A 25,242-nucleotide genomic window follows, 5' to 3' on the forward strand; every position below is an offset into this window, starting at 1 on the left:
TCATGCCCGGTCCGGCCTTCGTCACCGGCGGCTCAAGTGGCATCGGCCTTCAAACGGCCCGCCAACTCGCCGCCCGAGGCCATGACATCGCACTGTTTGCGCGCGACCCTGGCAAACTCGCTGCGGCGCGCGAACTCATCCTATCTGAAACCCCGAATGTGACCGTGCGGGAATTCCCCGTTGATGTCTCCAGCCGCACCGAAATCACCGCAGCCGTGACCGAAGCCGTCCGCATCATGGGTGCGCCGGACTATGCCATCGCGTCAGCAGGCATTTCCGAACCGGGCCTGTTTGTCGACCAACCGCTGGACACCCACGAACGCCATATGGCGGTGAACTACTTTGGCGCGCTCTATTTCGCCCATGCGCTGGTCGACCCGATGCGCGCCAACGGCGGCGGGCGGCTTGGGTTTGTCTCTTCTGTCGCGGCGTTTTTCGGCATCTACGGCTACAGCGCCTATGCCCCCTCAAAATTCGCGCTCTCAGGATTGGGCGAAGTGCTGCATCTGGAACTGGCCGAGGCCGGTATTTCGGTCACGGTGCTGCATCCGTCTGACACTGAAACGGCGATGCTGGCCTCAGAAAACCTAACCAAGCCAGCTGCCACTGCCGAAATTGGCGAAGGCGGTGGTCTCTGGAAACCGGAAGACGTGGCAATACGTCTGATCGCTGCCATGAACGCAGGCCGCGCCACCGCGGCCACTGGCGTGCAGATGACCGCACTCGGCGCACTCTCCAGTCTGCTTGCGCCGGTTCTGCGTTGGCACCAACGCCGCATTATCAAAAAGCACCGTCGCGAATGACACCACTTCTCGTGACAGACATGGCGATGATCGCTGGCGGGCTTGTGCTCGTCGGGTATGTCCTGCTTACCACCGTGGCCCTGATCCCGGCGCGCCGTGCAGTTGGGATCGAGTTGCTCAAGGTGTTTTTCAGCGCCACGGTGATCATCTGCGTGCTTGTGGCGCTGTTTTTGACCGGCAACCCCGTGCTTATCCCCGCACTTGGCCTCGCGGCCCTTCGCATCGGCGTCGAATCCGCAGTCGTACGTATGCCGGACGGGCCTGCGCCGCTGTTGATTGGATTGCTCAGCACCGGCCTCACCGTGGCCGCGATCCTTGACGCCCGTCTTGCTGTGGCTGTGCTTGGCGTCTGGCTGTTATTGTTTGCGCGACTGGTGATTTTGCCCAACGCCTCCAATCCGCGCCCCTCAAAATCCATCCTCGACATGCTTGTGTTCCCGATCCTGCCCTTTGCGCTGTTGGCCCATGGCGCAGTGCAAGCGGATCTCGCAGGGCTGATCCTCGCCGCGTATATTCTGGTCGAGGTGTTTGACAGCCTCGCTCTGCTCTCAGGCAAACTCTTCGGCCGCACCAAAGCCTTCCCGACGCTCAGCCCGAATAAAACCGTCGAAGGCCTTATTGGCGGCGCGCTCTGTCTGATTGTGATCACCGCGCTCAGCGCGCTCATTCTAAACCAGCCGCTCTTTCTGTCCTGCGGTGTCGCGTTGCTTGTCGGCTTCTTGGCTGTTGCAGGAGATCTCTCCGCCTCCCGTCTCAAACGCATTGGCGGGGTCAAGGATTTCCCGGTTGTCCTCGCCCGTCAGGGCGGTCTTCTGGACAGCCTCGACAGCTGGATCGCGGCTGGTGCCGGGCTAACCGCGCTCCATCTTGTGGCGGCTCTGTGCTGATCGGCTTGCCAGCAAGCCCGCAGGCAGGGACTATCCCCTCATGAGTCTGCACCAAACTTTCCTGCGCCAACCGGTGCTGCGCATCATCGGCTGGCCGATCCTGTGGCGGTTGTTGCTGATTCTGGCGGTGATCGAGGCTATTTTTCTCGCCGAAGAGTTCACCGGCTTGCTGCAACTTGCACTGCGGCTGGACGGCCCCGCATCTGTGATTGGTCAGATGCTGATCTTTCGCATGCCCGCAATATTTGATCTGGCGCTGGCTTTTGGCCTTTTGATTGCCGTCTATTTCGCAGTTGGCGAAGCCCGCGACAACGGCGAACTTGTGGTTTTGGCCACAGCTGGCATTCCGTGGTGGCGGGTGGTGACTCTGGTTCTCGGCATCGGGTTGGCGGGCGGTCTGCTCAGCTTATTAAACGCCGGCTATATACTGCCTATGGCCAAGTTTTCCGAACGGGTCACAGTGGCTGAGTTGCGCAAAGACTACGTGCTGAACCGGATTCAAACGCCTGACCACAAAACCGCATTGCAAACAATCGAGGACACCACCTTTGTGTCCACCCCACCAAACGACGGCGATCCCAATCGCAACGGCAACCTTTTTGTGTTTCAGCCCGATGTGAACGGATTTTGGCGCGCGGCCACGTCGCGCAACTGGCAAATCAACGCCGTGGACTCCGACCGTCACGTCATTGCCCTGCAAAACTTGGCGGTCCACGATGTGCCGCTCGTCCCACCAAGCACACCTGCATTCATGAACCGCTACGAAGTCTCGGCAGCGGATTTCACCTTTGACATGTCCAAGGTCATTCCCGACGTCGATCGCGAACGCAGCGCTGCGGAAAGATTTCTGATGGTGTCTCAGGACCAGACCCGGCGCATCACAAACATTGCCACCCGCGCCCTGATGGTGCCGCTTGCCGGACTACTGGCGCTGGCGGCGTTGGTCGCTGCGCGCAACACCCTGACCCGCCTTCTGGCTTTGCCGTTGTCGGGCGTATTGATGTTGTCCATCGACGTGGCCAGCCGCGCCACTGTTGTTGGCTGGATCAACGCCCTGCCGGAACAGGCCATTGCCCTTCTTTCCGTGCTGCTCTACCTCGCGCCTCCGCTGCTGTTCCTTGCCTTCAAAAAGGAGGCGCTGATGAAACCGGCGGCGCGCGACCTATGAGCCTGCGTGCCCACACCGGCATCGCTATGCGGATGATGATGCGCAGCTATCTGCAAACCATCGGCTTCGTCATGTTTGCGCTGCTGGTGATCGCGCTGTCCATCGACCTGGGAAAAACCCTCGAAAGCCTGCGCGCCAAGGCGGATGCGACCGACACCCCGCTGTGGCGCCTGTTGCTGCCCTATGCCTCCTATCGGGCAACCGATATCATCACCCGCCTGCTCGGCACCGCCTGCGTTGTGGGGGGCTTTGTTGCCGTGTTGTTGCGCCATCTGCGCCGCGAGGATGTGGTTCTTGCGGCAGCGGGAATGTCGCCGCGCGTGCACTTTTCGGCCCTTCTGGCTGTCGCGCTTGTTGTCGGCAGCGTGCAATTCGGGTTTCAAAATTGGCTGCGTCCCATGGCAGTAAAAGCCCAAGTCGAAACGCAACTCGGCCGGTACGGTCGTTGGTTCGGCGCGCCTCGTCTGGACGACCAGTGGGTTCTTAACAACGACATGGCGCTGCGCGTAAGCATCATTCGCGGCGACTCCGCCCGACTGGAATCTCTCAAGATCTTCGAAGGCCTGTCTGCGCCGACCCTCACCCGCCTAATTGATGCAGACTCGGCCTTGCCTGATCCGGCCACCGGCCTTTGGGAACTGCAAAACGTCACTCTCTGGGCGCAAAATACCGGTTTTGCTCCGGTTCACGCAGACAGTTTAACCTTGGCGCTGCCGCTCAGCGCGGCGCAGCTGCAATGGTATGACGTGCATGGCTATTACCTGCCCAACGCCGTCGCCCGCGACATCTCCCAACTCACCGGCACCGCCGCAGCCACCGACGCCGCAACGGTGTTGGCCTTCCGCAAAGCCGCGCTCTTGTTGCCGGGTATTTTTGTGCTGCTCGGCGCGTCTTTGGCGCAGACAGGCATCAGGGGCCGGCGGTTCAACGCGCCGCGCCTGTTGTCCCTGGCGGCTGCGGGATATCTGTCTGTTGTGATTGTAAAATCCTTTCTCATTTTGGGCATAAACGGTCGCATCCAACCGGAATTGTCAGCCGCCCTGCCATTGGCAATTGCCTTCGCGATTGCCTGCCTCTTACAACTGCGGCACGCGGGGTATTTGTTCCGCGCCTCACCTGTCGACCGAAAGCAAGTCTCGTGAAAATCGTTCAGCTGACTCCCTATGCCATGGACCGCCCCGGCGGTGTGCAAAGCCACATCCGCGACCTGACCGGCTGGCTGCGCACCCAAGGCCATGACGTGCGTATTGTTGCGCCGCCCGGTGATACGCCGGTCGATGATCTCGACGGGTTGATCGAACTTGGCAGCGTGCGCCAAATCGCCGTGCACGGCACAAAATTTGAACTTACACGCGCCAATCGAGCTGATCTCGCGTCCTGTGTTGCGGCGTTGCGCGACTGGGGCGCCGAAGTCGCCCATTTGCACACGCCATGGACACCGATGCTGCCGCTTCAGGTATGGCGTGCACTTGATATTCCGGGGGTCGCCACTTTTCACGCGACCTTGCCCGACAGTGGCGGCTTTGATCCGCTCGCTTGGGCTTTGCGCCGGTCCGCGCATTGGTTCAACCGACGGCTTGCTGGCATTGTGGTGCCATCCAAAGCCCCGCAAGAGCAATGGCGCGCTAACAACGTTTCCCCCGTGCCGGGCATTCTCGCGCCAACCATCGATCTGTCCAAATGGCGCGCCGCCCGCGATGCCAACACCCCCGGCGACGGATTTCATGTGGTCTGCATGGGCCGGTTAGAGGAGCGCAAAGGCGCCGCCACACTGCTCTGCGCGTGGCACGAAGTGCAAACGCAACGTCCTGATGCACGGCTGACCCTCGCCGGAGACGGCCCATGCAAAGCCGACTTGCTGGAACAGGCCAAAAACCTCGACCTACACTCCGTCAGCTTTGTGCCACCACCCGACAACGCCGCCGCTCGTGACTTGATCGCCAGTGCGGATGTCTTTGCCGCGCCCGCCTTGCATGGCGAAAGCTTCGGCATCGTGCTGATCGAGGCGATGGCCGCCGGCACCCTGCCGGTTGCCGCAAGCAACGTCGGCTATGCCACCGTCATGACCGGCCCCGGCAGCGACCTGCTTGTGCCACCCGGCGACGCCCCTGCTTTGGCCCGCAAGTTGCTGGAGCTTGCCAGTCAACCAGCGCTTCAAACCAAGCTTTTGCGATGGGCCAAAGGGCACGCGGATCACTATGACGTGCGCCATCTCGGCCCTGCCTATGAGGCGTTTTTTCACGGCGCACTAGGCTGAACCAACGGTTGCCAAACCCTCTAAGGTCATGTCAGACCAAACATAGGTGTTCGTGGACACAAAAAGACTTTGAAGGACGGGGCAGCAATGCAAGGCGATCTGGTTATTTCAGCCGATTTCGGCACGTCCGGCGTCAAAGTCGGCGTGGTGGACGGCGATTTGAATGTCCTCGCCCGCGTGACCGAAACCTATCCCCTGACACTTGGCGCTGGCGGCATAGCCGAACAAAACCCTGACGACTGGTGGGGCGGCCTGACCCGCGCCGTTGCGGAGCTGCGCCAACAGGTTCCCGACCTGCGCGACCGTGCCGCGGTGGTGGTGTTTTCCGCGCAGCTCTGCGGCCTGATCTGCGCTGACGAAACCGGCCACGCCCTGCGGCCCTGCATGACGTGGCTCGACAAACGCGGCAGCGCACTTGTGCAAGCCCTGATCGGCGGCTTTCCTCAGGTGCACGGCTATCAGGTTGGCAAACTGGCGCGCTGGCTGCGTCTTGCCAATGGCGCACCCGCGAAAAACGGTATGGACGCAGCCGCCAAAATCCTGTGGATGCACCACCACGAGCCGGAGATTATGGATCGCACCCGCTGGCTAATCGACGCCAAAGACTGGCTTGTGCACCGCGCCACCGGTGTGATGACCACCAGCCCTGAAAGCGCAAACCTGTCTTGGATGATGGACAGCCGCCGCGGCCGCGAGGGGTGGTCACCACAGTTGGCAAAAATCGTCGGCGCACCGCTGGAAAAACTCGCGCCTATTGTGACCGCCGACACACTTGTCGACACCCTCACGCCGCAAGCTGCAGCCGAACTTGGCCTCTCGCCAAGCACTCAGGTTCTTGCCGGGACGTCAGATGTGACCGCCGCCGCGCTTGGATCGGGCGAGATGGAAGACGGCGCGCTGCACATTTCGCTCGCAACCTCCGCTTGGATCGCCGGTTTCCTCCCCAACCGCCGCCTCAGCGTGCCCTACTCATATGCGACTGTGACCTCCGGCCTCGACATGCGCCCGCTACTGATCGCCAGTCAGGAAAACGCTGGCTCCGCACTCGATTGGGCCGCCAAGGTCACTGCAGGCGCCAACGCCCGTCCCGGTGACGACCTCGGCGCGCCACAACCCGATGACCCGTTCTTTCTACCTTGGTTGGCGGGCGAACGTATGCCGGTCGACAACGATGCCCTGCGCGGCACGTTCTTTGGCCTGTCGCTGCACCACGACGCGACCGCCATGCGCCGCGCTGCACTTGAAGGCGTCGCGCTCAACTTGCGCTGGGCGATGTCCAAGATCAGCCGCGAAAAAGGTCTGCGCAAAACCGGCCCAGTGACGCTGGTCGGCGGCGGCGCGGCCAATCCGCAAATGGCGCAAATGCTGGCCGATGCGCTCAACCGTGACATCCTAGTTGGCGAAACCCGCCATGCCGGGATGCTGGGCACCGCAACGCTTGCCGCCAAAACGATGGGTTGGGCTGCCTCCCCTGCCGAAGCAGCCACCCGCCTGCGCAGCCGCCCGAACGCGCATTACACACCGGATTCCGCCCGCGTCGACGCACTGGCCGTCCGCGCCGCGCGCCTCGAAAAACTACGCCGTGCCGCGATCCGCAGCTATACGGCCTGAAACGGAGTTCACCATGATTGACGGGCTGCTCAAGACCAAAATCGACCCAATGTGGGAAGCGATGTCCACTCCGCTCGTTAAGGCCGGCCTGACGCCAAATCAGGTCACCGCCACGGGTCTGGTGCTGATCCTTCTGACGTCGCTGGCTTATCTGTGGCACGCCTCACCGGTGGTCTACGGCCTCTCCCTCGCGGTGGCCTTTGCCTTTGACGCGCTGGACGGCGCAGTGGCGCGCCGCACAGGTCTGTCTTCCCGATCCGGCGGCTATTTTGACGCCATGGTGGACCGCTACCAAGAACTCGCCGTTCTGGCCACTCTGGCCTTCATGCACGACCTTTGGCCACTGGCACTGGCCTGCTTTTCCGGCAGCGTAATCACCTCATATGCCAAGGCCCGCACCGCCATCGAAATGCCCGTTTCCAACACCGATTGGCCTGACTTCTTCGAACGGATGGAGCGGGTGATTTATCTCTGCGCCATGCTGTTGCTTGCCGGCGTGTTCGGCGACTGGATCATGATGGCCGGCCTTGCGGGGTTCGCCATCCTGTCTCACGCCACCGCCTTGCAACGCGCCCGCCGCGCTTTTGGCATGCTACGCGACGCCGACACAGCGCCTCAGGCCGACACCACCGATGGCCCCCGAACATAGCGCAAAATCGTCACAACACTGTCCGGCACAAAGCTCAGAACGTAGAACAGGAACGACGACAACAGCATCGGTTCTGTCGACACATAGACCGTGAACAGCGGTTTGTTGATCACGCCGAAATCAAAGTCCTTGAGAATGAAACAGCTGAGATACACCACCGCCAGCAGGACCGGCACCCAGACGTAAACCCGCCGCACCCGCGCCATAACCGGCAACATCACCTGCCCCTGCGCAGGCAACCGTCCATAGGCGGTGGTTATGAGATGCCCGACAAAAACCACTGCCGCCTGACTGAAGAAAAACAAATAGCTTCCGGTCATGTGCCCCAAATGGTGATCGGGAAAACGCCAGTGGCTCAAGATCACCAAACCCACCGATGCCATCGCCTGCAACACCACCAGCACGCAACTCACTCGCAAAAACCAGCGCAGCGTCTGCGGCGCGGCAGACCCGTTTTGCCGCAACTCATGCAACGCCGCCCAGACCAGCAGCCCGACCCCGACAAACAACACCGGTGCACAGATCGCCATCCACTCTGCAAAGGGTTCTCCGATGCGCGGATCGGAAATGGCGCGGCTGATCGTCGGCGACTTGCGTGCGGTCCTTTCCGGATGAAAGACGATGAAGTCCCACCGCGCCGTGTAAATCAACGCGTTGACCACCCAGACCACAAAGGTCGTGCACAACACCGAAATGCTCAGACCAAGTACCGTTGCTTTCTTCGGCAATTGCGTCGAAGTGCTCATGTCCGTTCCTTTGCTTTCGCGGGGTTCAGTTGCGCGTCTGAAACCACCTTGCCGCCAGCCATTTTGATAAGCCGGTCGCATTTGTGAAACTGGTGATCGTCATGTGTCACGGCCAGCACCAACTGACCCGACGCACTCAATTCCGGCACCAGCACATCATAGAAAAACGCGCGGTTTGCCGGGTCCTGATCGGCGGCAAATTCATCCAGCACAATAATCGGGCGCTTCTCCGCAAGCGCCACCGCAAGCGCCAATCGCCGGCTTTGTCCAGCAGACAGCGACCGCGTGGAAAATTTGTCATCCAACATCGATACCCGCCCGCGCAAATCCAGCTGATCGATTCGGCGCTCCAGTTCTGCCAACTCGGACTCCGACATGCCATAAGCGTGCTCAAACAGATGGAATCCGGAGAACACGCCCGTGAACAGCTCCCGATAGGCCGCCGTCATCGCATCATCCAACGCCTCGCCATTCAATCGGACTTCGCCTTTGGTCGGATGCCGCAACCCGGTGATAAGCGACAAGAGCGTGGTCTTGCCTGACCCGTTGCCGCCGCAAATAAACACGGTCTCGCCCGGCCGGAACGTCAAATCCACCGGCCCCAGATGAAACGACGTTGCATCCGGTTTGTCCGGCTCACCAATCGTGGCTTCAACTCCGGCCAATGTGATCTCGTCAAACCTGTCGATTTGCGGCCCCTCGTGGGTCAACGACGCGCTTTGCGAGCCTGCAAGGGCATGTTCCACCGAACGGATGCGGTGATACGCCGTTTCAGACTGGCTCAGGTTTGGCATGGCATTGAACAGCGTTTCAATTGGGCCATTCACCAGAAAGATGATGGACAACACCTGAAACAAAACTGTGGCATCTGCGACCTGCACAATCGGCAAGCCAATAACGACAAAACACAGCAACAGGATAATCGCGGATTGTCCCACGCCGTCGCTGGCCGCAAACAACTGCTGTGCCTGCATACGCGCACCCACGTGCTTGTCGATCACCTCTAAGGTTTCTTCTTCCAGAGCGTCCCGGCGCGTCTTTCTCAGCCGCAGCTCTTTCCAGCCGCCCAGCATGTCACCAACGCGATCGCAGTACTCCGAGAACAGTGCACTCGCCTGTGCGCCATATCTGCGGGCAGGCTTGTCCAAAAGCACGAAGCCGATTGTACCGATGCCCACCGCGACCAAAGCCGCGATCCCCGAAGCAGGGGACACATACGCCAGATAGGGCAGCGCAAACCCCAAAACGACAATCGCCCCAAATACCTCGGCCATGGACGTGACCGCGAGGGACAGCACGTTGATCTCGGTGGTCATCGCCGAATACACTTTCCCGTGCTTCTGCGACAAAAGAAAATCAATGTTGGCCCGCAGCAACAATTTCGACGTCCGCCTGCGCAACAGGCGCGACACCGAGGTGACCAAAACAAACGCCCGCATCCGCTGAAAGTATCCGGCGACCAACATCGCCAACGCGCAGACTATCAACAAAAGCGACGACCAATTGAATATGTCCCCTGCCGCCCGCGCAGTTTCGTTGATCGCAAAAATCAGACCCGCGCGTGAAAAGCTGGCAACCAGAATCAGTATCAACAGCGGATCGCGCAGCAGTCCACTGGCCCGCATCAGGAACCGAAGAACCGTCCAGCGCCGCTCGACCATCGCCCGCAAACTGCCGTCCTCGGGGCTTGGAATGTCTTTGAATTCGATGGTCATTTGCCTCACTCGCGCTCCGGTGCCACGCTAGCCGACTTCGGATTTCAGCGCCAGAGACACAATGCGTCCCGACGCGCACCACACCGACGCGATACCGACGTATTACAGCCGCGATACAGAGGCCGCTTTTTGGCTATTCCGCCCGGGCTTTGAACTCCCGCCATCGCAGCACAGCATTTGCGCCGATGTCACTAAAGGGGCGCGGTGGCAAACGCTTAGGCGGGTCTTCTTTTGCAAAGAAATCGGCAATTTCCGACGGCACTTCCGCCGCCGCCTCTGCCGCCGCAATGCCAGTCAACGTGCCTCTGGCGGTGCCCAATCCATTCTGCACACAGGCCGAAAACACGCCGCCCTCAATCTCTCGAGCCACAGCAACGCCATTGAGCGTCAAACACAGATGCCCCGCCCAGACGTGCGCCATCTCCAAGCCTTTAACTTGCGGAAAACGCTGATCAAATTTTCGCGTCATTACGCGCTTAGCCCGCGCCAAATCGCCGTGACCGGCGCGCATCCCAGGCCGCAAAACTGCACATGTTCGGGTCACAATGCGATGCCCGCCCTGACCGCCGTCGATCCGTCGCATCGTGGTGCCCATCGGGTCCGACGGCGTGATGCCCCATCGGTCCGCGCCGCCCAACTTGACCCTTGTCTCCGCGTCCAGTTCCTTTGTCATCATCGCAAACAGAAACAGCTGCATAAGCCGACCCTTGGCGACACCAAAGCTCTCCAAATGACCATTCACACCCAAGATAACCTTGCCCGCGGAAATGCCCCCTCGCGCGGTGATCACCTCCCAAGACGTTCCGTTTCTCTTGATCGCTGTCACAGGGGAATCTTCATATATTTCAACATTCTGTGCTGTCAGGCCGTTGGTCAATCCGCGCACATACCCAGCCGGCTGCAACATCACTGTGCCGGGAGTATACAGACCGGAAACATAGTGCTGCGACCCGGTCAACTCGCGCATCTGCTGCGCATCAAGCACCTCATGCGGCTCGCCCAATGCCGCCAAATGCGTCGCGTAGCTGACGTTGTGCCCATGCCCCGCATCCCCAGCGGCGCCATTCACCTTGCCAACCGGATCAAAATAATCCGCCTTGATGTCAAACTCAGAGACTGCCTGCGCCGCGAACCCAATCGCCTTGCGGTTCAGGGCCATCACCTGTCGGTCGTCACCCGCTCCCGCATAATCCTCAGACGCAAGATCATGCGGTAAGTCGATCATAAAGCCCGAATTTCGCCCAGCCGCACCCTCGGCAACGCGTCCAGCCTCAACCACCACAATTCGCGCATCTGGCGCCAGCTGGCGCAACCGTCGCGCAGCCGACAACCCTGCAAACCCCGCGCCCACAACACAAAAGTCCGCGATGATGTTTTCGTCCAAAACCCGTGCCGCAGGCTGTGGTCCAAGGATCGCATTCCACGCAGCCACACCGCGCTGCACTGGTGTGCGGCGCGCAGTGTATTCATTCACTGCACGGCCTCATCTTCGTCGTCGGACAGGTCGACCCAGATCGTCTTGAGCTGGGTGTATTGGTCGTGTGCATGCACGGAATTGTCACGCCCGCCAAAGCCCGATTGCTTGTAGCCTCCAAACGGCGTCGCGATGTCGCCTTCCCCATAGCAGTTGACCGTCACAGTCCCCGCCCGAAGCATTCGGGCACCGCGGATGGCGCGCTTGGCGTTGGCCGTAAACAGCGACGCACACAGGCCATAATCCGTGTCGTTGGCAACCTGAATCGCTTGGTCAAAGTTGTCGACTTCGATCACCCCGAGAACCGGTCCAAAAATCTCATCTCGCGCAAGAACGTGATTATTATCAGGCAGTTGAACCAGGGACGGCGCGACAAATCCACCACCGGCGGACCCACCAAAAACCACCTTCTCGGCCTTCTCAAGATACCCGCTGACCTTGTCAAAGTGCGCCTGAGAGACCAGCGCCCCGATCCGCGTTTCCGGATCCAACGGATCGCCGACATTCCATTGTTGTGCGTGGTGCTCTATCCGCTCCAGCAACTCGTCCCGCACATCGTGGTGCACGATCAACCGCGACGTGGCCGAGCAATTTTCGCCCATATTCCAATAAGCGCCGTTCACCAAATGCTGCGCTACGCGATCCAGATTTTCTGCATCGTCCATCACAATGGCGGGGTTCTTGCCACCCATCTCAAGCACAACTTCTTTGGCGTTGCTGTCCGCCGAATAGGTCAGGAACCGCTTGCCCGTCACGGTCGATCCGGTGAAAGACACCATGTCGATGTCCATGTGCCGCCCGATGGGCTCGCCGACAGCGGCCCCACCACCGGGAACAACGTTCAGCACGCCGCGCGGCAAACCGGCCTCGCTTGCGAGCTCCCCCACCCGCAAGGCCGTCAACGAAGTCTCTTCGGCAGGTTTCACGACGACCGAGCACCCCGCAGCCAAAGCCGGACCGATCTTCCAAGCCAGCATAAGCAAAGGGAAGTTCCACGGCAGCACCAAGCCAACAACGCCAATCGGCTCACGTACGACCATCGCAATATGGTCATCCGAACTCGGCGCCATCTGGTCATAGATCTTATCAATCGCCTCGGCGTGCCACTTGATGCAATGGATGGTCTCGGGGATATCCACCGTCTCGCAATCAAAAATCGGCTTACCGCTATCAAGGCTCTCCATGACCGCCAATTCCCGCGCATTGCGGGTCATCAGCTTGGCAAAACGGATCAGAATATCCTTGCGTTCTGACGGGTGCATGCGCGACCAACGCCCATCGTCAAAGGCCTCGCGGGCCTTGGCGACGGCGAATTCAACATCCTCGGCGCCACAGGCCGCAACGTCTGTCAACGCAGCGCCGGTGGCCGGATTGGTCGTCGCAAACGTCGCGCCTGACATCGCAGGCCGATAGGCCCCGTCGATATAGGCCGCGTTGGGAAAGTCCATCTGGGCCGCAATCGCCGCGTATTCGTTTTTTGTCAGCAGATCCATGTCTCAGCCCTCCGCCTGAATATTGGCAATTGTGGTTTTCAGCACGCGCACCACCTGTTCCAGCGCGCGCTTGTCATCTTTGTTCAGCCCCTTAAGCGGCGCCCGCATCGGCCCTGTGTCCATCCCGTTCAGCGTCACACCGTATTTGATGGTCTGAATGAATTTTCCGCCCTGCTCCAACACTCGCATCAACGGCATCATCGCGCTCATGATCCGGCGACCTTTGTCGAAATTCCCTTCGATGGCACAGGCTTGATAAAGCGCGATGTGTTCATCCGGCAAAAAGTTGGACCCGCCGCACACCCAAAACCGCGACCCCCACGCAAAAAACTCCAACGCCTGATCATCCATGCCACAACCCATTTGGATGTGCGGATAGTCCCGCGCCAAAAGATGCACGCGGTTGATGTCACCAGAGCTTTCCTTGATGCCGCAAAAATTGCGCGATCGACCCACGCGATCAAGGAATTCTTCTCCCATCATGGTGCCCGTACGATGCGGGTAATTATAGAGCATCACCGGAAGGTTCGCCGCCTTATCAATCGCCAAGGCATTCAACGCATTTTCGCGGTCCGTCGGCACCGCATAAGGCGGACTGGCCAGCAAAATCGCATCCGCACCCATCTCCCGCCCAGCAGTCGCAAGCGCCACGGAATCGTCTGTAAGCATCGCGCCCGTACCCATCACAAGCGGCACACGCCCCTTGATCTGCTCTTTGGTAAACCGCGCGATTTCAACGCGTTCGGCCACCGTTTGCGCATAGTTCTCACCGGTGGACCCACCTGTGATCAGCCCGTGCACGCCTCGGTCGATCAAATGCGCGACCACATTGGCCAGCGTATCGAAATTCACGCTTCCGTCCGCATAATGCGGCGTCACCACAGGCGTATAGATACCTTCGAATTGGAATAATGGCGTCATCTTGGTCCTCTAAGCTGTGCGCGCGCCAGGCAAGGCACCCAGCGGCATGTCGAGCCCGGCGGGCATCACAAAAAGTTCGATCTGGCCTCGCGACAGGTTCCAGTGGTCGATTGCTAACTGGCTGCAGGCGGCCTCATCCCGCGCCTGGATAGCGGCAATCACGTCGTCATGCTGTGCGGCGGCTTCGGTGACATTGCGTGCCATGTCATCGTCTTGCGGGCGGTAAAATGTCATCGAGATCCGCGCGTGGTCAATCAACAGGCGTTGAAAACTTGGCAGCAAATAGATGTTGTCTGCCATCTCGCCTGTGACTTCATGAAACCGGTTGTTCGCCAAAGCGCGATCCGTGCCGGAACCGCTGCGTAGCGCGGCGCGGAAATCGTCCTGCGCGGACTGCAGCGCTTCAATCTGGGCTGCGGTCCGATTGACTGCGGCCAACCGCATCACGGCACCATAGATCATCGGCGCAGCAAGGAAAAAGTCGCGTAGTGTTTTATGGCTCATCTCGCTTACACGCGCGCCGCGGTTTTCGCGCAGATCAAGGTACCCCTCGCCCGCCAAATTGCGAAACACCTCACGCAAGGGCGTGCGAGACAACGAAAACTCCTCGCTCAGCGCAGTTTCATCAAGGTCAGAACCTGGCGGCAACTCCAACGTAAGAACCGCGGCTTTCACCGACTCATAGAGCGCCTCTTTGCGGGTTTTCGGGTCGGCCGACATTGGCTCTCTCCATTCAGGAATCACATACTGTGACCACACGCTATCCATAAAAATACAATATGTATACAGAAAGAATTTCTTCTTACCCACAACCCTGTGCTAGCCTCATCACATGACCAAAACCGAACGATTTGCCATTCTTCTGGTGCCAGAATTCACGCACATCGCGTTTTCCTGCGCGATTGAGCCCTTGCGCATTGCCAATCTGATCTCCAACGAAACCCTTTATGAATGGGTGTTGGCGAGCCATGATGGCAACCGCGAGACCTGTTCCAACGGCACCGTGTCTCTGGTCGACTACAGCTTCAAAGATCTGCCAAAATGCGACCGCGTTTTTGCGCTGTCCGGAATCAATGTACACAAACACTTGGACCCCGATTTGCTTAACGCGCTGCGTCGCGAGCGTGCCACAGGGGCCAAAGTCGGCGCGCTTTGCTCCGCTGCGTTCATCCTTGCCAAGGCTGGAATGCTAGACGGCATGCGCGCGGCGATCCATTGGGATTTCCACGACGGTTTCCTTGAGGATTTCCCTGATGTGAACCTCGTCAGCAGCGTTTTTGTGGCGGATGAACCTATCATCACAGCCTCCGGCGGAACCGCCACCGCTGACTTGATGCTGCACCTGATCGAAGACACTCACGGGCCGGACCTCGCCATCGCTGTTGCCGATCAGATGGTCTATAACGCCGTGCGCGAAGGAACCGCCGAACAACGAGTGTCGCTGCAAAGCCGCCACGGCATGCGCAATCCGCATCTTGTGCGCGCCATCCAGATCATGAACGACTGTATCGAGCGCCCGCGTTCGCCGTCATTAATTGCCGAGGAAATCGGCATCTCTACCCGACAGTTGGAACGCATCTTTGGCCGCTACCTGAACTGTTCTCCGAAAAAGTACCTGATGGACCTGCGCCTCAACCGCGCCCGCAATCTGTTGGTGCAAACCGATCAATCCGTGACCGAAATAGCGCTCGCCTGCGGCTTTGAAAGCCCTGGTCACTTTGCCCGCGTCTATCGCGGGAAATTTGGCATCACGCCAACTGCACAGCAATCAAAGATCAGGTGACCAAACACCCCGCTATCTATCCTCAACCGCCGGAAACCAAACACGGAACGTTGTACCAACACCAACCTCGCTCACCACGTCAATGCTGCCGTCATAAAGCTCAACCAGCTTGCGGGTAATTGACAGCCCCAACCCCGTGCCTTCGCCGCGCTTGGTGGTGTAAAACGGGTCAAATATGCGCGCCAAAACCTCGCGCGACATACCCACACCGGTGTCCGCCACCGTGACCCTAACGCCATCCGCCTCATCAGCCACCGCAAGTGTCAGCTCGCCGCCCTCCGGCATCGCGTGGATCGCGTTCACAATGAAATTGATAAGCACTTGCTGCAATTCGGTGCGGTTGATCGCCACCGCACGAAGGCTTGGCGTATCCAGCTGCAAGGTGATCGCGGCGGTGTTCAAGAGATGCTGCACCAAGGGAATCGTGTCGCGCATTACATCCGCTGGACGGTGATGCTCCATGCCTTCGGCAAATTCATCTGGGCGAGTGAACTGCAACAGCTTGTTTACGATCAGAAAAATTGAATGCACCTGCTCATCGATCAGCTGCAGCTCGGTCCCGATACGATCCGCTTCGTCGCCAAGCTCAAGCTTCATCACATCCAGATTGCCTTGAATCACTTGAATCGGGTTGTTGATCTCATGGGCAATGCCCGCCGCGATTTCCCCCACCGCAGCAAGCTTCTCGCTTACCACCAGTTGGCGTGACGTGGCCTCCAGCTGCTGGTTCGCGGTCTCCAGATCTTTGGTGCGCGCCGCAACCCGTCGTGTCAGTTCGCGGTCACGCTCTTGGATTTGCTCCAAAAGCTCGTCCATCTGCGCTGCCACCCTTCCAATTTCATCGCCGGTATTGTCCACGCCGGTTCTGGCGCCAAGGTCTCCGCCCTCAACCCGCGTGATGGTGCGCAACATCCGTTCAAGGGGTTCAAAAATCTGCCGCGCCCAGCGCAGAAAAATCGGGACCGACATCAAAACAATGACAGCAAAAGCGACAGCAAACGTTAGGATCGTTGAAAACTTTGCATCTCGAAAGGGCTGGTCCAGAAAGCCGACGTAAAGCATTCCAACCCGATTTCCGAAACTGTCCGTCAACGGTTCATACGCCGAGATATACCAGTCGTTCACCACAAACGCGCGATCAAGCCAGACCTCGCCTTTCTCCAGCACGGTTTCGCGCACAATCGCGGACACCCGCGTGCCCAATGCGCGCTCGTTCTCAAACAGGCGCACATTGGTCGACACCCGCACATCGTCCAAAAACAGCGTCGCAGTTCCAACGCTGCCTTCGGTCAGGCTGGCACTGGGGTAAACCAGATCGTTGATGGTATCGATGAATTCCAGATTGCGGTTGAGCAGAACCCCCCCGACCAGCGCGCCGCCACGTCCCACGTTCACCGGTGTGGCCGTGTGCACCACCATGCCGCGGGTTTCCTCACTGCGATCTGTGGGCACCGCGGCCTCGGTCGGCACCAATTTGATGCGCGCCCGTTCCGCCAAATCCTGCGACACCGCCGCGAGATCCTCCCGGGCAAAAACATCGATCCGACTGGCGCCCACCCCTGCCAAGGCCTGACTGACCACCGGCCATTGCGCGAGCGTGTCGGTCTGCGCAAACCTCGGCGAGGATAAAACTGTGCCCTCGCCATTCATGTAGTACAGAAAATCCAAGCCCAAGGCGCGGCGCTCCGCCTCCAAAAGCCCTTCCAACGCCCGCACCTGTCCGCTGTCGGCCCACAGAACAAACTCGGCTGACTCCGCAACAGCGCGCATTTGCAGGTCGCTTTTGTCCAGAAGCTGCGTCAGGAACTGGTCTGCAATCGTCAGCTCACCATTGACCTTGGCGATCAACAGGTTGTCAAAACGACCACCCCAATTGGCCGCCGTGACCATGAAGAACACCGGCATAATCACCAGAGTCGGCAACAGCGCAATAGCGAGCAGACGAATGCGCACAGACCGCGCCCGCGCCACCCCGTTGTTGGGTTTGTCAGTCATTCCACATGGCGCACTTGCGGTCGATCGTCTTGCGTGACACGCCCAACCTGCGCGCCGCTTCCGCCCGGTTGCCATCGCAAGCGTCCAGCACCGTCAGGATGTGCCGGCGTTCCACCGCCGCGAGGCTGTCCACGGCCGCTACCTCGGCGTCGCTGCCGGTGGCGGCAAATTCTGCGGGCCATTCACCCACAATCAGCGAGCGTTCGACTAAGTTGCGCAGCTCACGCACATTGCCCGGCCAGTCATATCGCGACATATGCAGCAGCACACCTTCGGACAAGGCCAGCGGCGACACCCCAAGACTTTGGGAAATCTGCTGAATGAACATCAACGCCAACTCTTTCAGATCGCCAATGCGATCCTTGAGCTTGGGCATTTGCACGTTCAGAACATTGATCCGGTGAAACAAATCCGCCCGAAAACGCCCATCGGACACCGCGGCCAGCAGATCACCGTTGGTGGCAAAAATAAACCGCAGGTCCAACGGCACCTCGCGGGATGATCCCACCGGACGTACCCGTTGATGTTCAATCACCCGCAACAATGACGCCTGCACTGGGTGGGGCAATTCGATGATTTCATCCATGAAAAGCGTGCCGCCGTTGGCATTCATAAACAGCCCGTCTTGGCGCACCGTGCGACCTGCCGGATCTTGCAGAATGCGGCCAAAAAGATCCGCCTCGATAGACTCGCCTGATATGGTCGCGCAATTGATCGGCACAAACGGCTTCTCGGCTCGATCAGACATCAGGTGCAGCGCCCGCGCGCCAACCTCTTTGCCCGTACCGGTGTCCCCGGTTAGCAGCACCGGTGTCGGCAAAGGCGCGGCCCGTTCCAGCGTTGCGCGGATTTGCGCAATCTCAGGTGAGCTGCCCAGAAGGCGGGCGCGGACCTGTGTGTTGCCGCTCGCCAGTTCGTGTTTCAGCAAATAGTTCTCGCGCCGCAGGTTCACCCGATCCACACAGCGTGCCACAGCGTTCAAAATCTGGTTTGACCGGAACGGTTTGAGCACAAAATCCACAGCGCCCGCGCGCATCGCCTCGATTGCGGTGTCCATGTCAGCAAACGCGGTGATCAGGATCGTGTCGGCAAAAAATCCAAGCTTTCGTTGCTCGCCCAGCCATTCCAGCCCCGTTGTTCCGGGCATAACATTGTCGAGAATAACGATGTCATAGTGGTTGGCATCAAGCAGCCGCGAGGCCGCTTCAGCATTCGCCGCCTGTTCAATACGGCCCACGACGGGCCGCAATATTTTCATGATGAAATTCCGAATGCCCGGCTCGTCGTCCACCACAAGGACCGAGGCCGTCGCAAGGCCAATTCCAAATTCCGACGCCGCCGTGTCTCGCGGGCGGGCGCGTGTTGTTTGCGTCATCTAATCAATCCAGCCGAACGGCCTCGCCGCTTCCTTGGTCGCTGGCGGAAAAGCCGACAGCATGTAGGCCATAATAGGCGGCGATGGCGGTGCCGACGACGGCGACGCAGGCCAAGAGGAATGTCTTCATTTTAGTTTTCCCTGGTTTCGCTGTAGTGACGCAGAAATTCGATCAGGTCGGCGCGGTCTTGTGGGGCCTTGATGCGCTGAACCGGCATCTTTGTTCCCCGAATATACACATCCGGCCCCAAATCAAAAAGCGTATCAATGGTTTGCGCTGTCCAAACGATCTCGCTTTGTAAAAGTGTTGGTGAATACCTGTAATCCGAGACAGTCCCGGCGCGGCGCCCAAAAACATCCTTTAGCGTTGGGCCGGCCCGTCGCGCGCTGTCACCCGTCAGCGTATGACAAATCGAACATTTCCGCTGGAATTGCCGTTCGCCATTGCTGGCGCTGTCATTGCCATTCAAAAAACTGCGGTCGCCCTGAACCATCTTCGGCGCATCCGCCGGATCACTCAATGGCCAGCTGAACATAGCGTCATCCAATCCGCCCGCGTGAAGGTTCTTACCATCCGCCGAAAACGCCAGCGCCCAGATCGGGCCGCGATGCGTTGCCCGAAAATCCGCATGGATCGACCAATCTGACGTGTCCAGTATCATGATATACCCTTCGCCATCCCCAATCGCGAGGTACTGTCCGTCGCGGTTCTGGCTCATCGCCAGAATGGGCCGCCGGTCCAGCGTCACATCTTTGATCGTCTCCGCTGTGTGCATGTCCACCACCCGTGTGACACCATCCACCGCGCCAAAGGCCAACCAACCTCTTTCCGCATTCAAAATCAGCGTGTTCACGCCAAACCCGTTGCTTAAAAACAGCGCGTTCTGCGCGCCGCTAGCGACGTCCCATTCACGGATATCGCCATCCGATCCCGCCGAGAGGATCGCAGCGCCATCCGCTTTATATGCGATGTCATTGACGTTGCTGCCCACCTGCACCAACCGTGCCGCGCCACCATCCAAAGGCCAAATCCCGATGCTGCCGTCCCAACTGGCCGAAGCGACGCTTTGTCCATCCGGCGCCAATTTCAGCGACACCACCTTACCTTTGTGATGCCCCAGAACTGCACTGGTACCCGCGCGCAAATCCCAAAGCCGCACCGCAAAATCATCACCCGCTGAAACCGCCCGCGCGTCATCAACAAAGATCACCGCATTCACCGCCGCGTCATGGCCTTCCAGCCAGCGCGGCGCGCCGTCTTGCCAATGTCCAAGGGCGTAGTCGAAACTCGCGGTCAGGATGCTTTGACCATCCGGTGACACGGCGATCCCCTTAATGGGTCCGCCATGCCCTTCCAACGTGAAGAACGTGCCGGCAACCGCCTGCGTGGCCCAGATCATGGCCCCGAGAATCAACGCCGAGCGTCGCATTTATTCCGCCGGAGTCGCCTGATCCGCAGCGCTTGTCGCCGGATCTTTGGCCTTGGCCATCTCTTCATCGTACCAAAGCGAGTGGTGTTCCTTCGCCCATTGCTCATCGACTTCGCCGGTGCCCATCGTTTCGATCGCGCCTTCCATGCCGACGCTGCCAAGGTAAATATGCGCGATGATGATGCCCATAAACACAAAGGCGATGATGCCGTGCCACAGCTGTGCGAGTTGCATTTCACCATATGGTGTCAACATTTCCGGCAGCGCCGCCCCGCTAAAGAGTTGCGGCAGGCCCGTCATGTTCACGATCTTGAAGGTCTTGGCGAACATCGAAATTTCAAACGGGAACAGCAACGCTAATCCCGAAACCGAAATCGACACACCCAGCACAATCACGGACCAGAAAATGATCTTTTGACCCGCGTTGAATTTCTTGGCGGGCGGGTGCACCCCTTTGGAAAACAATCCCCCGGCCTTGGCCATCCACTGAATGTCGCCACGGTCCGGAATGTTGTGTTTGACCCAAAGGATGAACACAAAAATCAGGCTCAGCATAAACGCCCAGCTCATGTTGTTGTGCGCCCATTTCCCCGCCTGTGCGATCGATGAATATGTGTCATGCCCCATCCATGGGATCATGAATTTGCGCCCCGCAATAAGCACAAGACCACTGATGCCAAGCAGGATGAAACTCACCCCCATAACCCAATGGCAAAACCGCTCAAACGCATCAAAACGAATGATCATGCGGCCGGTTTTGGGGCCATCAATCATGATCTTGCCTCTAAAGGCATAAAACAGGGCAATGATCAGTACCATTCCCCCCAGAAAATACAGGCCGTACCTCAGAAGGGGACCTTCGCGGAACGTCAGCCAGCGCATACCGCCATCCTGAATGAGCAGGCCGGTCGTTGGGCCACGGGCGGTCGTGGTGGTGTCTGCACTGCCATAACGCAGCGCGCGGAACACATCCGCATCCGACGCCGCACCGCGAGTGCCAAGCTGGCCAATCAGCGCTTCGACATTGCCTTGACCGGTATTGGCTCGCCGGTCCGCATCATCGACCTTTTCACCACGTTGGCGTGCCATGATGTCTTCCAGTGTCTGCGCACCTCCGGTGGTGGCTCGCGGTTCGGTCGCATCCACAGGCGCGTCCTCCGCCGAGGCGGGAAATGCCAGCATCACACTCAAAACAATCCACAAAAGCGCGCGCATTAGGAACCTCATCCGATCAATCACCAAATGCGGGGTTCGTTTCCCAATATGGAAGACGCCCCTAAATTCAGTTTGAATTTCGTTTGTGAATGTGGCGGCCGGTGTGTCCGGCCGCCACAAATCAAGCGGCTTTAGCCACCTTTCTGTTCATAGGCTGTGCCCCAGCCCCAGGCGCCGGTGCCAAAGCCCCGTGCCACAACGCGTTCGCGATAGATGCCGGACACAACGTCCCCGTCACCCGCCAACAGCGCCTTGGTCGAACACATCTCTGCACACAGTGGCAACTTGCCTTCGGCAATCCGGTTGCGGCCGTATTTGGAGAATTCCGCATTGGAATGGTTCTCCTCCGGACCACCGGCGCAGAAGGTACACTTGTCCATCTTGCCTCGGCTGCCAAAATTGCCGGCCTGCGGATACTGCGGCGCGCCAAACGGACACGCGTAGAAACAGTAACCGCACCCGATGCACAGGTCCTTGGAGTGCAGCACCACACCTTCTTCGGTCTGATAGAAACAATCCACGGGACAAACGGCCATACACGGCGCGTCCGAGCAGTGCATACATGCCACCGAAATAGAACGCTCACCCGGGTTGCCGTCGTTGATTGTCACAACACGACGCCGGTTGATGCCCCAAGGCACCTCGTGCTCGTTCTTACAGGCGGTGACGCAGGCGTTGCATTCAATACAACGCTCGCTGTCGCAGAGAAACTTACTTCGTGCCATTTCTCTCTCTCCTTATGCTGCCCAGATTTTGCAGAGAGTACACTTGGTCTCCTGCATCTGGGTCACGCTGTCATAGCCATAGGTCTGCGCCGTGTTGGTGCTTTCACCCAACACATATGGATCGGCACCGGCGGGGTATTTGCTCCGCAGATCCTCTCCTTCGAAGTGACCGCCAAAGTGGAACGGCATAAAGGCAACGCCTTCGCCGACGCGGTTGGTGACCATGGCCATAACTTTGACCTTGGCGCCCTCCGCCCCTTCGACCCAGACCTGCGCCCGGTCACGCACGCCAAGATTATTCGCATCACGCGGATTGATCTCGACAAACATGTCCTGTTGCAGTTCCGCCAGCCACGGGTTGGATCGGGTTTCATCCCCGCCCCCTTCGTATTCCACCAGACGCCCGGAGGTCAGCACGATTGGATAATCCTTGCTGAAGTCCTGCTTCTGGATCGAGGCATACATGGTCGGCAGACGATAGAACTTCCGGTCCTCATAGGTTGGATAGTCCTCCACCAGATCGCGACGCGGCGTATACAGCGGCTCACGATGCAGCGGAATCGGATCCGGGAAGGTCCACACGACCGCGCGGGCCTTGGCGTTGCCAAAGGGCGCGCACTCATGCTTGATCGCAACCCGCTGGATCCCGCCCGAAAGGTCGGTTTTCCAGTTGGTCTTGGGACCAGCCACGGCGTCAATCGATGCACGTTCCTCATCCGTCAGATCGCCATCCCAACCAAGGTCCATCAGCATCTGCATGGTGAACTCTGGATAGCCATCCTGGATCTCGGAATCGAGGCTTGCGACACCTTCGGCCAACAGGTTGTCACCATCCCGCTCCACGCCAAAGCGCGCACGGAATGTCAGTCCGCCCTCAGAGACACGTTTGGACATGTCATAAAGGTTCGGCGTGCCCGGATGGTTCATCTCTGCGGTGCCCCAACACGGCCACGGCAGACCATAGTAGTCGCCATCCGCAGGCCCACCATTGGCGCGCAACGTCGTGCGGTCAAAGGTGTGCTGGTTCGCCATATGCAGCTTGATGCGCTCCGGCGATTGTCCGGTATAACCGATTGTCCACAGACCTTTGTTGAACTCGCGCGTGACGCTTTCAACGTTGGGTGTGTTTTCGTCTTCCATCTCGATATTGCGGAAGAACCGGTCGGCCCAGCCAAACTTGTTCGCAAACATGCCCATGATTTCATGGTCCGGCTTGCTCTCAAACAGCGGCGCCACAACGGCGTCGCGCCATTGGAAGCTACGGTTAGAGGCGGTAACAGAACCACGGGTCTCAAACTGGGTACACGCTGGCAACAGATACACACCATCGGTGCGGTCCTGCATAACGGCGGAGACCGTGGGATACGGGTCAACCACGACCAGCATGTCCAAGTTCTCCATCGCGGTTTTCATTTCTTTACCGCGTGTCTGGCTGTTGGGCGCATGCCCCCAAAGCACCATGGCCCGCACTTTGTCGGGGTTGTCCATGTTCTCGGGATCTTCAAGAACGCCATCGATCCAGCGCGACACCGGAATACCAGTGAGGTTCTGAAGCGACTTTTCCTTGCCGTCAGCACCTGTGGTCTTGGCAAACTGGTTGCCCAGCCACTCGCCATCTTCTTCCCAAACACGGGCCCAATGCGCCCACGCCCCTTTGGACAGGCCATAATAGCCCGGCAAAGTGTGGCTCAGAACGCCAAGGTCGGTCGCACCTTGTACGTTGTCGTGTCCACGGAAAATGTTGGTGCCGCCGCCTTCGGTGCCCATGTTGCCAAGGGCCAATTGCAGAATGCAATACGCACGGGTGTTGTTGTTGCCATTGGTGTGTTGCGTACCACCCATGCACCAAATCACGGTGCCGGGACGGTTGTTCACCAAGGTGCGCGCCACACGGCGCAGCTGCGTGCCGGGTGTGCCGGTCACACGTTCCACTTCCTCCGGGTTCCATTTCCGTACTTCGTCGCGGATCTGGTCCATGCCCCAAACACGGGTGCGGATGAATTCTTTGTCTTCCCAACCGTTTTCAAAGATGTGCCACAGAAGCCCCCAAACCAGCGCCACATCGGTGCCGGGACGGAACCGCACATATTCATCTGCATGCGCCGCCGTGCGGGTGAACCGCGGGTCACACACGATCAGCGGTGCGTTATTGCGCTCTTTCGCGCGCAGCACGTGCAACAGCGAGACAGGGTGCGCCTCGGCTGGGTTGCCGCCAATAATGAAGATGGCTTTGGAGTTATGAATGTCGTTGTAGCTGTTGGTCATGGCGCCGTAGCCCCATGTATTCGCCACACCGGCAACGGTGGTCGAGTGACAGATACGCGCCTGGTGATCCACGTTGTTGGTGCCCCAATATGCGGCAAACTTGCGGAACAGATACGCCTGTTCGTTGTTGTGCTTGGCAGACCCCAGCCAATATACGCTATCAGGGCCGCTTTCTTCGCGGATCTTCATCATGCCGTCGCCGATCTCGTCGATCGCTTGCTCCCAGCTGATGCGTTTCCACTCACCACCCTCTTTTTTCATCGGGTACTTCAGGCGGCGCTCGCCATGGGCGTGCTCGCGGACCGATGCGCCTTTGGCACAGTGGGCGCCAAGGTTGAAAGGACTGTCCCAACCGGGCTCTTGCCCGATCCAAACGCCGCTTTGCACTTCGGCAACTACCGTACAGCCCACAGAACAGTGGGTGCAGACGGATTTTACGGTTTGTACGGCGGTGTTGGCGGCGTCTTGCGCCTGCGCCTGTGTAACGGTGCCACCTGTGGCACCAATCGCTGCCAGCCCGCCAATGGCGAGACCGGAGCCGCGCAAAAACGTGCGGCGATCCACTGATTTTTCAGCAGCGGCAGACAGGATACTTGTCCGCTGGGGGCGTCGCGCAACCCCGTTGGTCTTTTTCCTAAGCATTGTGTTCCTCCCTTGCTGTCCCGCTTTGGGGACTGGCTCGGTATTCACGAAATCCCGACCGGTGGGCGTCACGCAACCGGTGGTCGGG

21 protein-coding genes are annotated in these 25,242 nt (G+C 59.2%); 8 read left to right on the plus strand and 13 right to left on the minus strand.

What is annotated here, in order from left to right; all coding sequences use genetic code 11:
* Positions 1–2 precede the first annotated feature (2 nt).
* From PG871_RS00545 to PG871_RS00575, 7 genes are all read left to right on the plus strand, one after another.
* The gene (locus PG871_RS00545) at positions 3–803 is read left to right on the plus strand and encodes an SDR family oxidoreductase (RefSeq protein ID WP_270725066.1); all 801 of its coding nucleotides are present in this window, start codon (positions 3–5) and stop codon (positions 801–803) included.
* Positions 800–1,690 carry a phosphatidate cytidylyltransferase gene (locus PG871_RS00550; protein WP_270725067.1) on the plus strand — a complete coding sequence of 297 codons (891 nt, stop codon included), beginning with the start codon at positions 800–802 and terminating at the stop codon, positions 1,688–1,690. Before PG871_RS00545 ends, PG871_RS00550 begins: the two co-directional genes overlap by 4 nt.
* 40 nt (positions 1,691–1,730) lie before the next feature.
* Positions 1,731–2,858 (plus strand): LptF/LptG family permease, encoded by a 1,128-nt coding sequence (locus PG871_RS00555; protein WP_270725068.1) that lies wholly within the window; start codon positions 1,731–1,733, stop codon positions 2,856–2,858.
* The gene (locus PG871_RS00560; protein ID WP_270725069.1) at positions 2,855–4,000 is read left to right on the plus strand and encodes an LptF/LptG family permease; all 1,146 of its coding nucleotides are present in this window, start codon (positions 2,855–2,857) and stop codon (positions 3,998–4,000) included. Before PG871_RS00555 ends, PG871_RS00560 begins: the two co-directional genes overlap by 4 nt.
* Positions 3,997–5,115 (plus strand): glycosyltransferase family 4 protein, encoded by a 1,119-nt coding sequence (locus PG871_RS00565; protein ID WP_270725070.1) that lies wholly within the window; start codon positions 3,997–3,999, stop codon positions 5,113–5,115. The genes PG871_RS00560 and PG871_RS00565 overlap by 4 nt, the downstream gene beginning before the upstream one ends.
* Positions 5,116–5,202: 87 nt before the next feature.
* Positions 5,203–6,726, plus strand: a complete 1,524-nt coding sequence (locus PG871_RS00570; protein WP_270725071.1) for a xylulokinase — start codon at positions 5,203–5,205, stop codon at positions 6,724–6,726.
* A 13-nt stretch (positions 6,727–6,739) separates the two neighbouring features.
* Entirely contained in the window at positions 6,740–7,375 is a 636-nt protein-coding gene (locus tag PG871_RS00575) for a CDP-alcohol phosphatidyltransferase family protein (protein ID WP_270725072.1), read from the plus strand.
* Here the strand turns inward: PG871_RS00575 and PG871_RS00580 are convergent.
* From PG871_RS00580 to PG871_RS00605, 6 genes are all read right to left on the minus strand, one after another.
* On the minus strand, positions 7,342–8,121 hold the full coding sequence (locus PG871_RS00580; RefSeq protein ID WP_270725073.1) for a hypothetical protein: 780 nt from the start codon (positions 8,119–8,121) through the stop codon (positions 7,342–7,344). The two genes, PG871_RS00575 and PG871_RS00580, sit on opposite strands and share 34 nt — an antisense overlap.
* A complete protein-coding gene (locus PG871_RS00585; RefSeq protein ID WP_270725074.1) occupies positions 8,118–9,836 on the minus strand; it encodes an ATP-binding cassette domain-containing protein in 1,719 nt (572 codons plus the stop codon). Before PG871_RS00585 ends, PG871_RS00580 begins: the two co-directional genes overlap by 4 nt.
* A gap of 133 nt (positions 9,837–9,969) precedes the next feature.
* The gene (locus PG871_RS00590; protein ID WP_270725075.1) at positions 9,970–11,310 is read right to left on the minus strand and encodes an NAD(P)/FAD-dependent oxidoreductase; all 1,341 of its coding nucleotides are present in this window, start codon (positions 11,308–11,310) and stop codon (positions 9,970–9,972) included.
* The gene (locus PG871_RS00595) at positions 11,307–12,803 is read right to left on the minus strand and encodes an aldehyde dehydrogenase (protein WP_270725076.1); all 1,497 of its coding nucleotides are present in this window, start codon (positions 12,801–12,803) and stop codon (positions 11,307–11,309) included. The genes PG871_RS00590 and PG871_RS00595 overlap by 4 nt, the downstream gene beginning before the upstream one ends.
* 3 nt (positions 12,804–12,806) lie before the next feature.
* The gene (locus PG871_RS00600) at positions 12,807–13,724 is read right to left on the minus strand and encodes a dihydrodipicolinate synthase family protein (protein WP_270725077.1); all 918 of its coding nucleotides are present in this window, start codon (positions 13,722–13,724) and stop codon (positions 12,807–12,809) included.
* A 9-nt stretch (positions 13,725–13,733) separates the two neighbouring features.
* Complete coding sequence (locus PG871_RS00605) at positions 13,734–14,444, minus strand: GntR family transcriptional regulator (protein ID WP_270725078.1); 711 nt, start codon at positions 14,442–14,444, stop codon at positions 13,734–13,736.
* A 112-nt stretch (positions 14,445–14,556) separates the two neighbouring features.
* On the opposite strand from PG871_RS00605, the gene PG871_RS00610 reads away from it, so the two are divergent.
* Positions 14,557–15,507: a GlxA family transcriptional regulator gene (locus tag PG871_RS00610; RefSeq protein WP_270725079.1), complete on the plus strand. Its 951-nt coding sequence runs from the start codon at positions 14,557–14,559 to the stop codon at positions 15,505–15,507.
* 12 nt (positions 15,508–15,519) lie between these two features.
* On the opposite strand, the gene PG871_RS00615 is transcribed toward PG871_RS00610, so the two are convergent.
* From PG871_RS00615 to PG871_RS00645, 7 genes are all read right to left on the minus strand, one after another.
* Positions 15,520–17,502: a sensor histidine kinase gene (locus tag PG871_RS00615; RefSeq protein WP_270725080.1), complete on the minus strand. Its 1,983-nt coding sequence runs from the start codon at positions 17,500–17,502 to the stop codon at positions 15,520–15,522.
* Entirely contained in the window at positions 17,495–18,877 is a 1,383-nt protein-coding gene (locus PG871_RS00620) for a sigma-54-dependent transcriptional regulator (protein WP_270725081.1), read from the minus strand. The genes PG871_RS00615 and PG871_RS00620 overlap by 8 nt, the downstream gene beginning before the upstream one ends.
* 4 nt (positions 18,878–18,881) lie before the next feature.
* The gene (locus PG871_RS00625) at positions 18,882–19,007 is read right to left on the minus strand and encodes a hypothetical protein (protein WP_270725082.1); all 126 of its coding nucleotides are present in this window, start codon (positions 19,005–19,007) and stop codon (positions 18,882–18,884) included.
* 1 nt (position 19,008) lies between these two features.
* Complete coding sequence (locus PG871_RS00630) at positions 19,009–20,307, minus strand: c-type cytochrome (RefSeq protein WP_270725083.1); 1,299 nt, start codon at positions 20,305–20,307, stop codon at positions 19,009–19,011.
* Complete coding sequence (locus PG871_RS00635; RefSeq protein ID WP_270725084.1) at positions 20,308–21,522, minus strand: formate dehydrogenase subunit gamma; 1,215 nt, start codon at positions 21,520–21,522, stop codon at positions 20,308–20,310.
* A gap of 131 nt (positions 21,523–21,653) precedes the next feature.
* Positions 21,654–22,247 (minus strand): formate dehydrogenase FDH3 subunit beta, encoded by a 594-nt coding sequence (gene fdh3B / locus PG871_RS00640; RefSeq protein WP_054004314.1) that lies wholly within the window; start codon positions 22,245–22,247, stop codon positions 21,654–21,656.
* Between the two features lie 12 nt (positions 22,248–22,259).
* The gene (locus PG871_RS00645; protein ID WP_270725085.1) at positions 22,260–25,154 is read right to left on the minus strand and encodes a formate dehydrogenase subunit alpha; all 2,895 of its coding nucleotides are present in this window, start codon (positions 25,152–25,154) and stop codon (positions 22,260–22,262) included.
* Positions 25,155–25,242: the final 88 nt, after the last annotated feature.

Source organism: Shimia sp. Alg240-R146 (genome assembly GCF_947331465.1).
Lineage (GTDB): Bacteria > Pseudomonadota > Alphaproteobacteria > Rhodobacterales > Rhodobacteraceae > Shimia.

Bases quoted from the DNA above. Each gene is read 5' to 3' on its own strand.
- PG871_RS00545 (WP_270725066.1), top strand. From the start codon at position 3: ATGCCCGGTCCGGCCTTCGTCACCGGCGGCTCAAGTGGCATCGGCCTT.
- PG871_RS00550 (WP_270725067.1), top strand. From the start codon at position 800: ATGACACCACTTCTCGTGACAGACATGGCGATGATCGCTGGCGGGCTT.
- PG871_RS00555 (WP_270725068.1), top strand. From the start codon at position 1,731: ATGAGTCTGCACCAAACTTTCCTGCGCCAACCGGTGCTGCGCATCATC.
- PG871_RS00560 (WP_270725069.1), top strand. From the start codon at position 2,855: ATGAGCCTGCGTGCCCACACCGGCATCGCTATGCGGATGATGATGCGC.
- PG871_RS00570 (WP_270725071.1), top strand. From the start codon at position 5,203: ATGCAAGGCGATCTGGTTATTTCAGCCGATTTCGGCACGTCCGGCGTC.
- PG871_RS00575 (WP_270725072.1), top strand. From the start codon at position 6,740: ATGATTGACGGGCTGCTCAAGACCAAAATCGACCCAATGTGGGAAGCG.
- PG871_RS00580 (WP_270725073.1), bottom strand. From the start codon at position 8,121: ATGAGCACTTCGACGCAATTGCCGAAGAAAGCAACGGTACTTGGTCTG.
- PG871_RS00585 (WP_270725074.1), bottom strand. From the start codon at position 9,836: ATGACCATCGAATTCAAAGACATTCCAAGCCCCGAGGACGGCAGTTTG.
- PG871_RS00595 (WP_270725076.1), bottom strand. From the start codon at position 12,803: ATGGATCTGCTGACAAAAAACGAATACGCGGCGATTGCGGCCCAGATG.
- PG871_RS00600 (WP_270725077.1), bottom strand. From the start codon at position 13,724: ATGACGCCATTATTCCAATTCGAAGGTATCTATACGCCTGTGGTGACG.
- PG871_RS00605 (WP_270725078.1), bottom strand. From the start codon at position 14,444: ATGTCGGCCGACCCGAAAACCCGCAAAGAGGCGCTCTATGAGTCGGTG.
- PG871_RS00610 (WP_270725079.1), top strand. From the start codon at position 14,557: ATGACCAAAACCGAACGATTTGCCATTCTTCTGGTGCCAGAATTCACG.
- PG871_RS00615 (WP_270725080.1), bottom strand. From the start codon at position 17,502: ATGACTGACAAACCCAACAACGGGGTGGCGCGGGCGCGGTCTGTGCGC.
- PG871_RS00620 (WP_270725081.1), bottom strand. From the start codon at position 18,877: ATGACGCAAACAACACGCGCCCGCCCGCGAGACACGGCGGCGTCGGAA.
- PG871_RS00625 (WP_270725082.1), bottom strand. From the start codon at position 19,007: ATGAAGACATTCCTCTTGGCCTGCGTCGCCGTCGTCGGCACCGCCATC.
- PG871_RS00630 (WP_270725083.1), bottom strand. From the start codon at position 20,307: ATGCGACGCTCGGCGTTGATTCTCGGGGCCATGATCTGGGCCACGCAG.
- PG871_RS00635 (WP_270725084.1), bottom strand. From the start codon at position 21,522: ATGCGCGCGCTTTTGTGGATTGTTTTGAGTGTGATGCTGGCATTTCCC.
- fdh3B (WP_054004314.1), bottom strand. From the start codon at position 22,247: ATGGCACGAAGTAAGTTTCTCTGCGACAGCGAGCGTTGTATTGAATGC.
- PG871_RS00645 (WP_270725085.1), bottom strand. From the start codon at position 25,154: ATGCTTAGGAAAAAGACCAACGGGGTTGCGCGACGCCCCCAGCGGACA.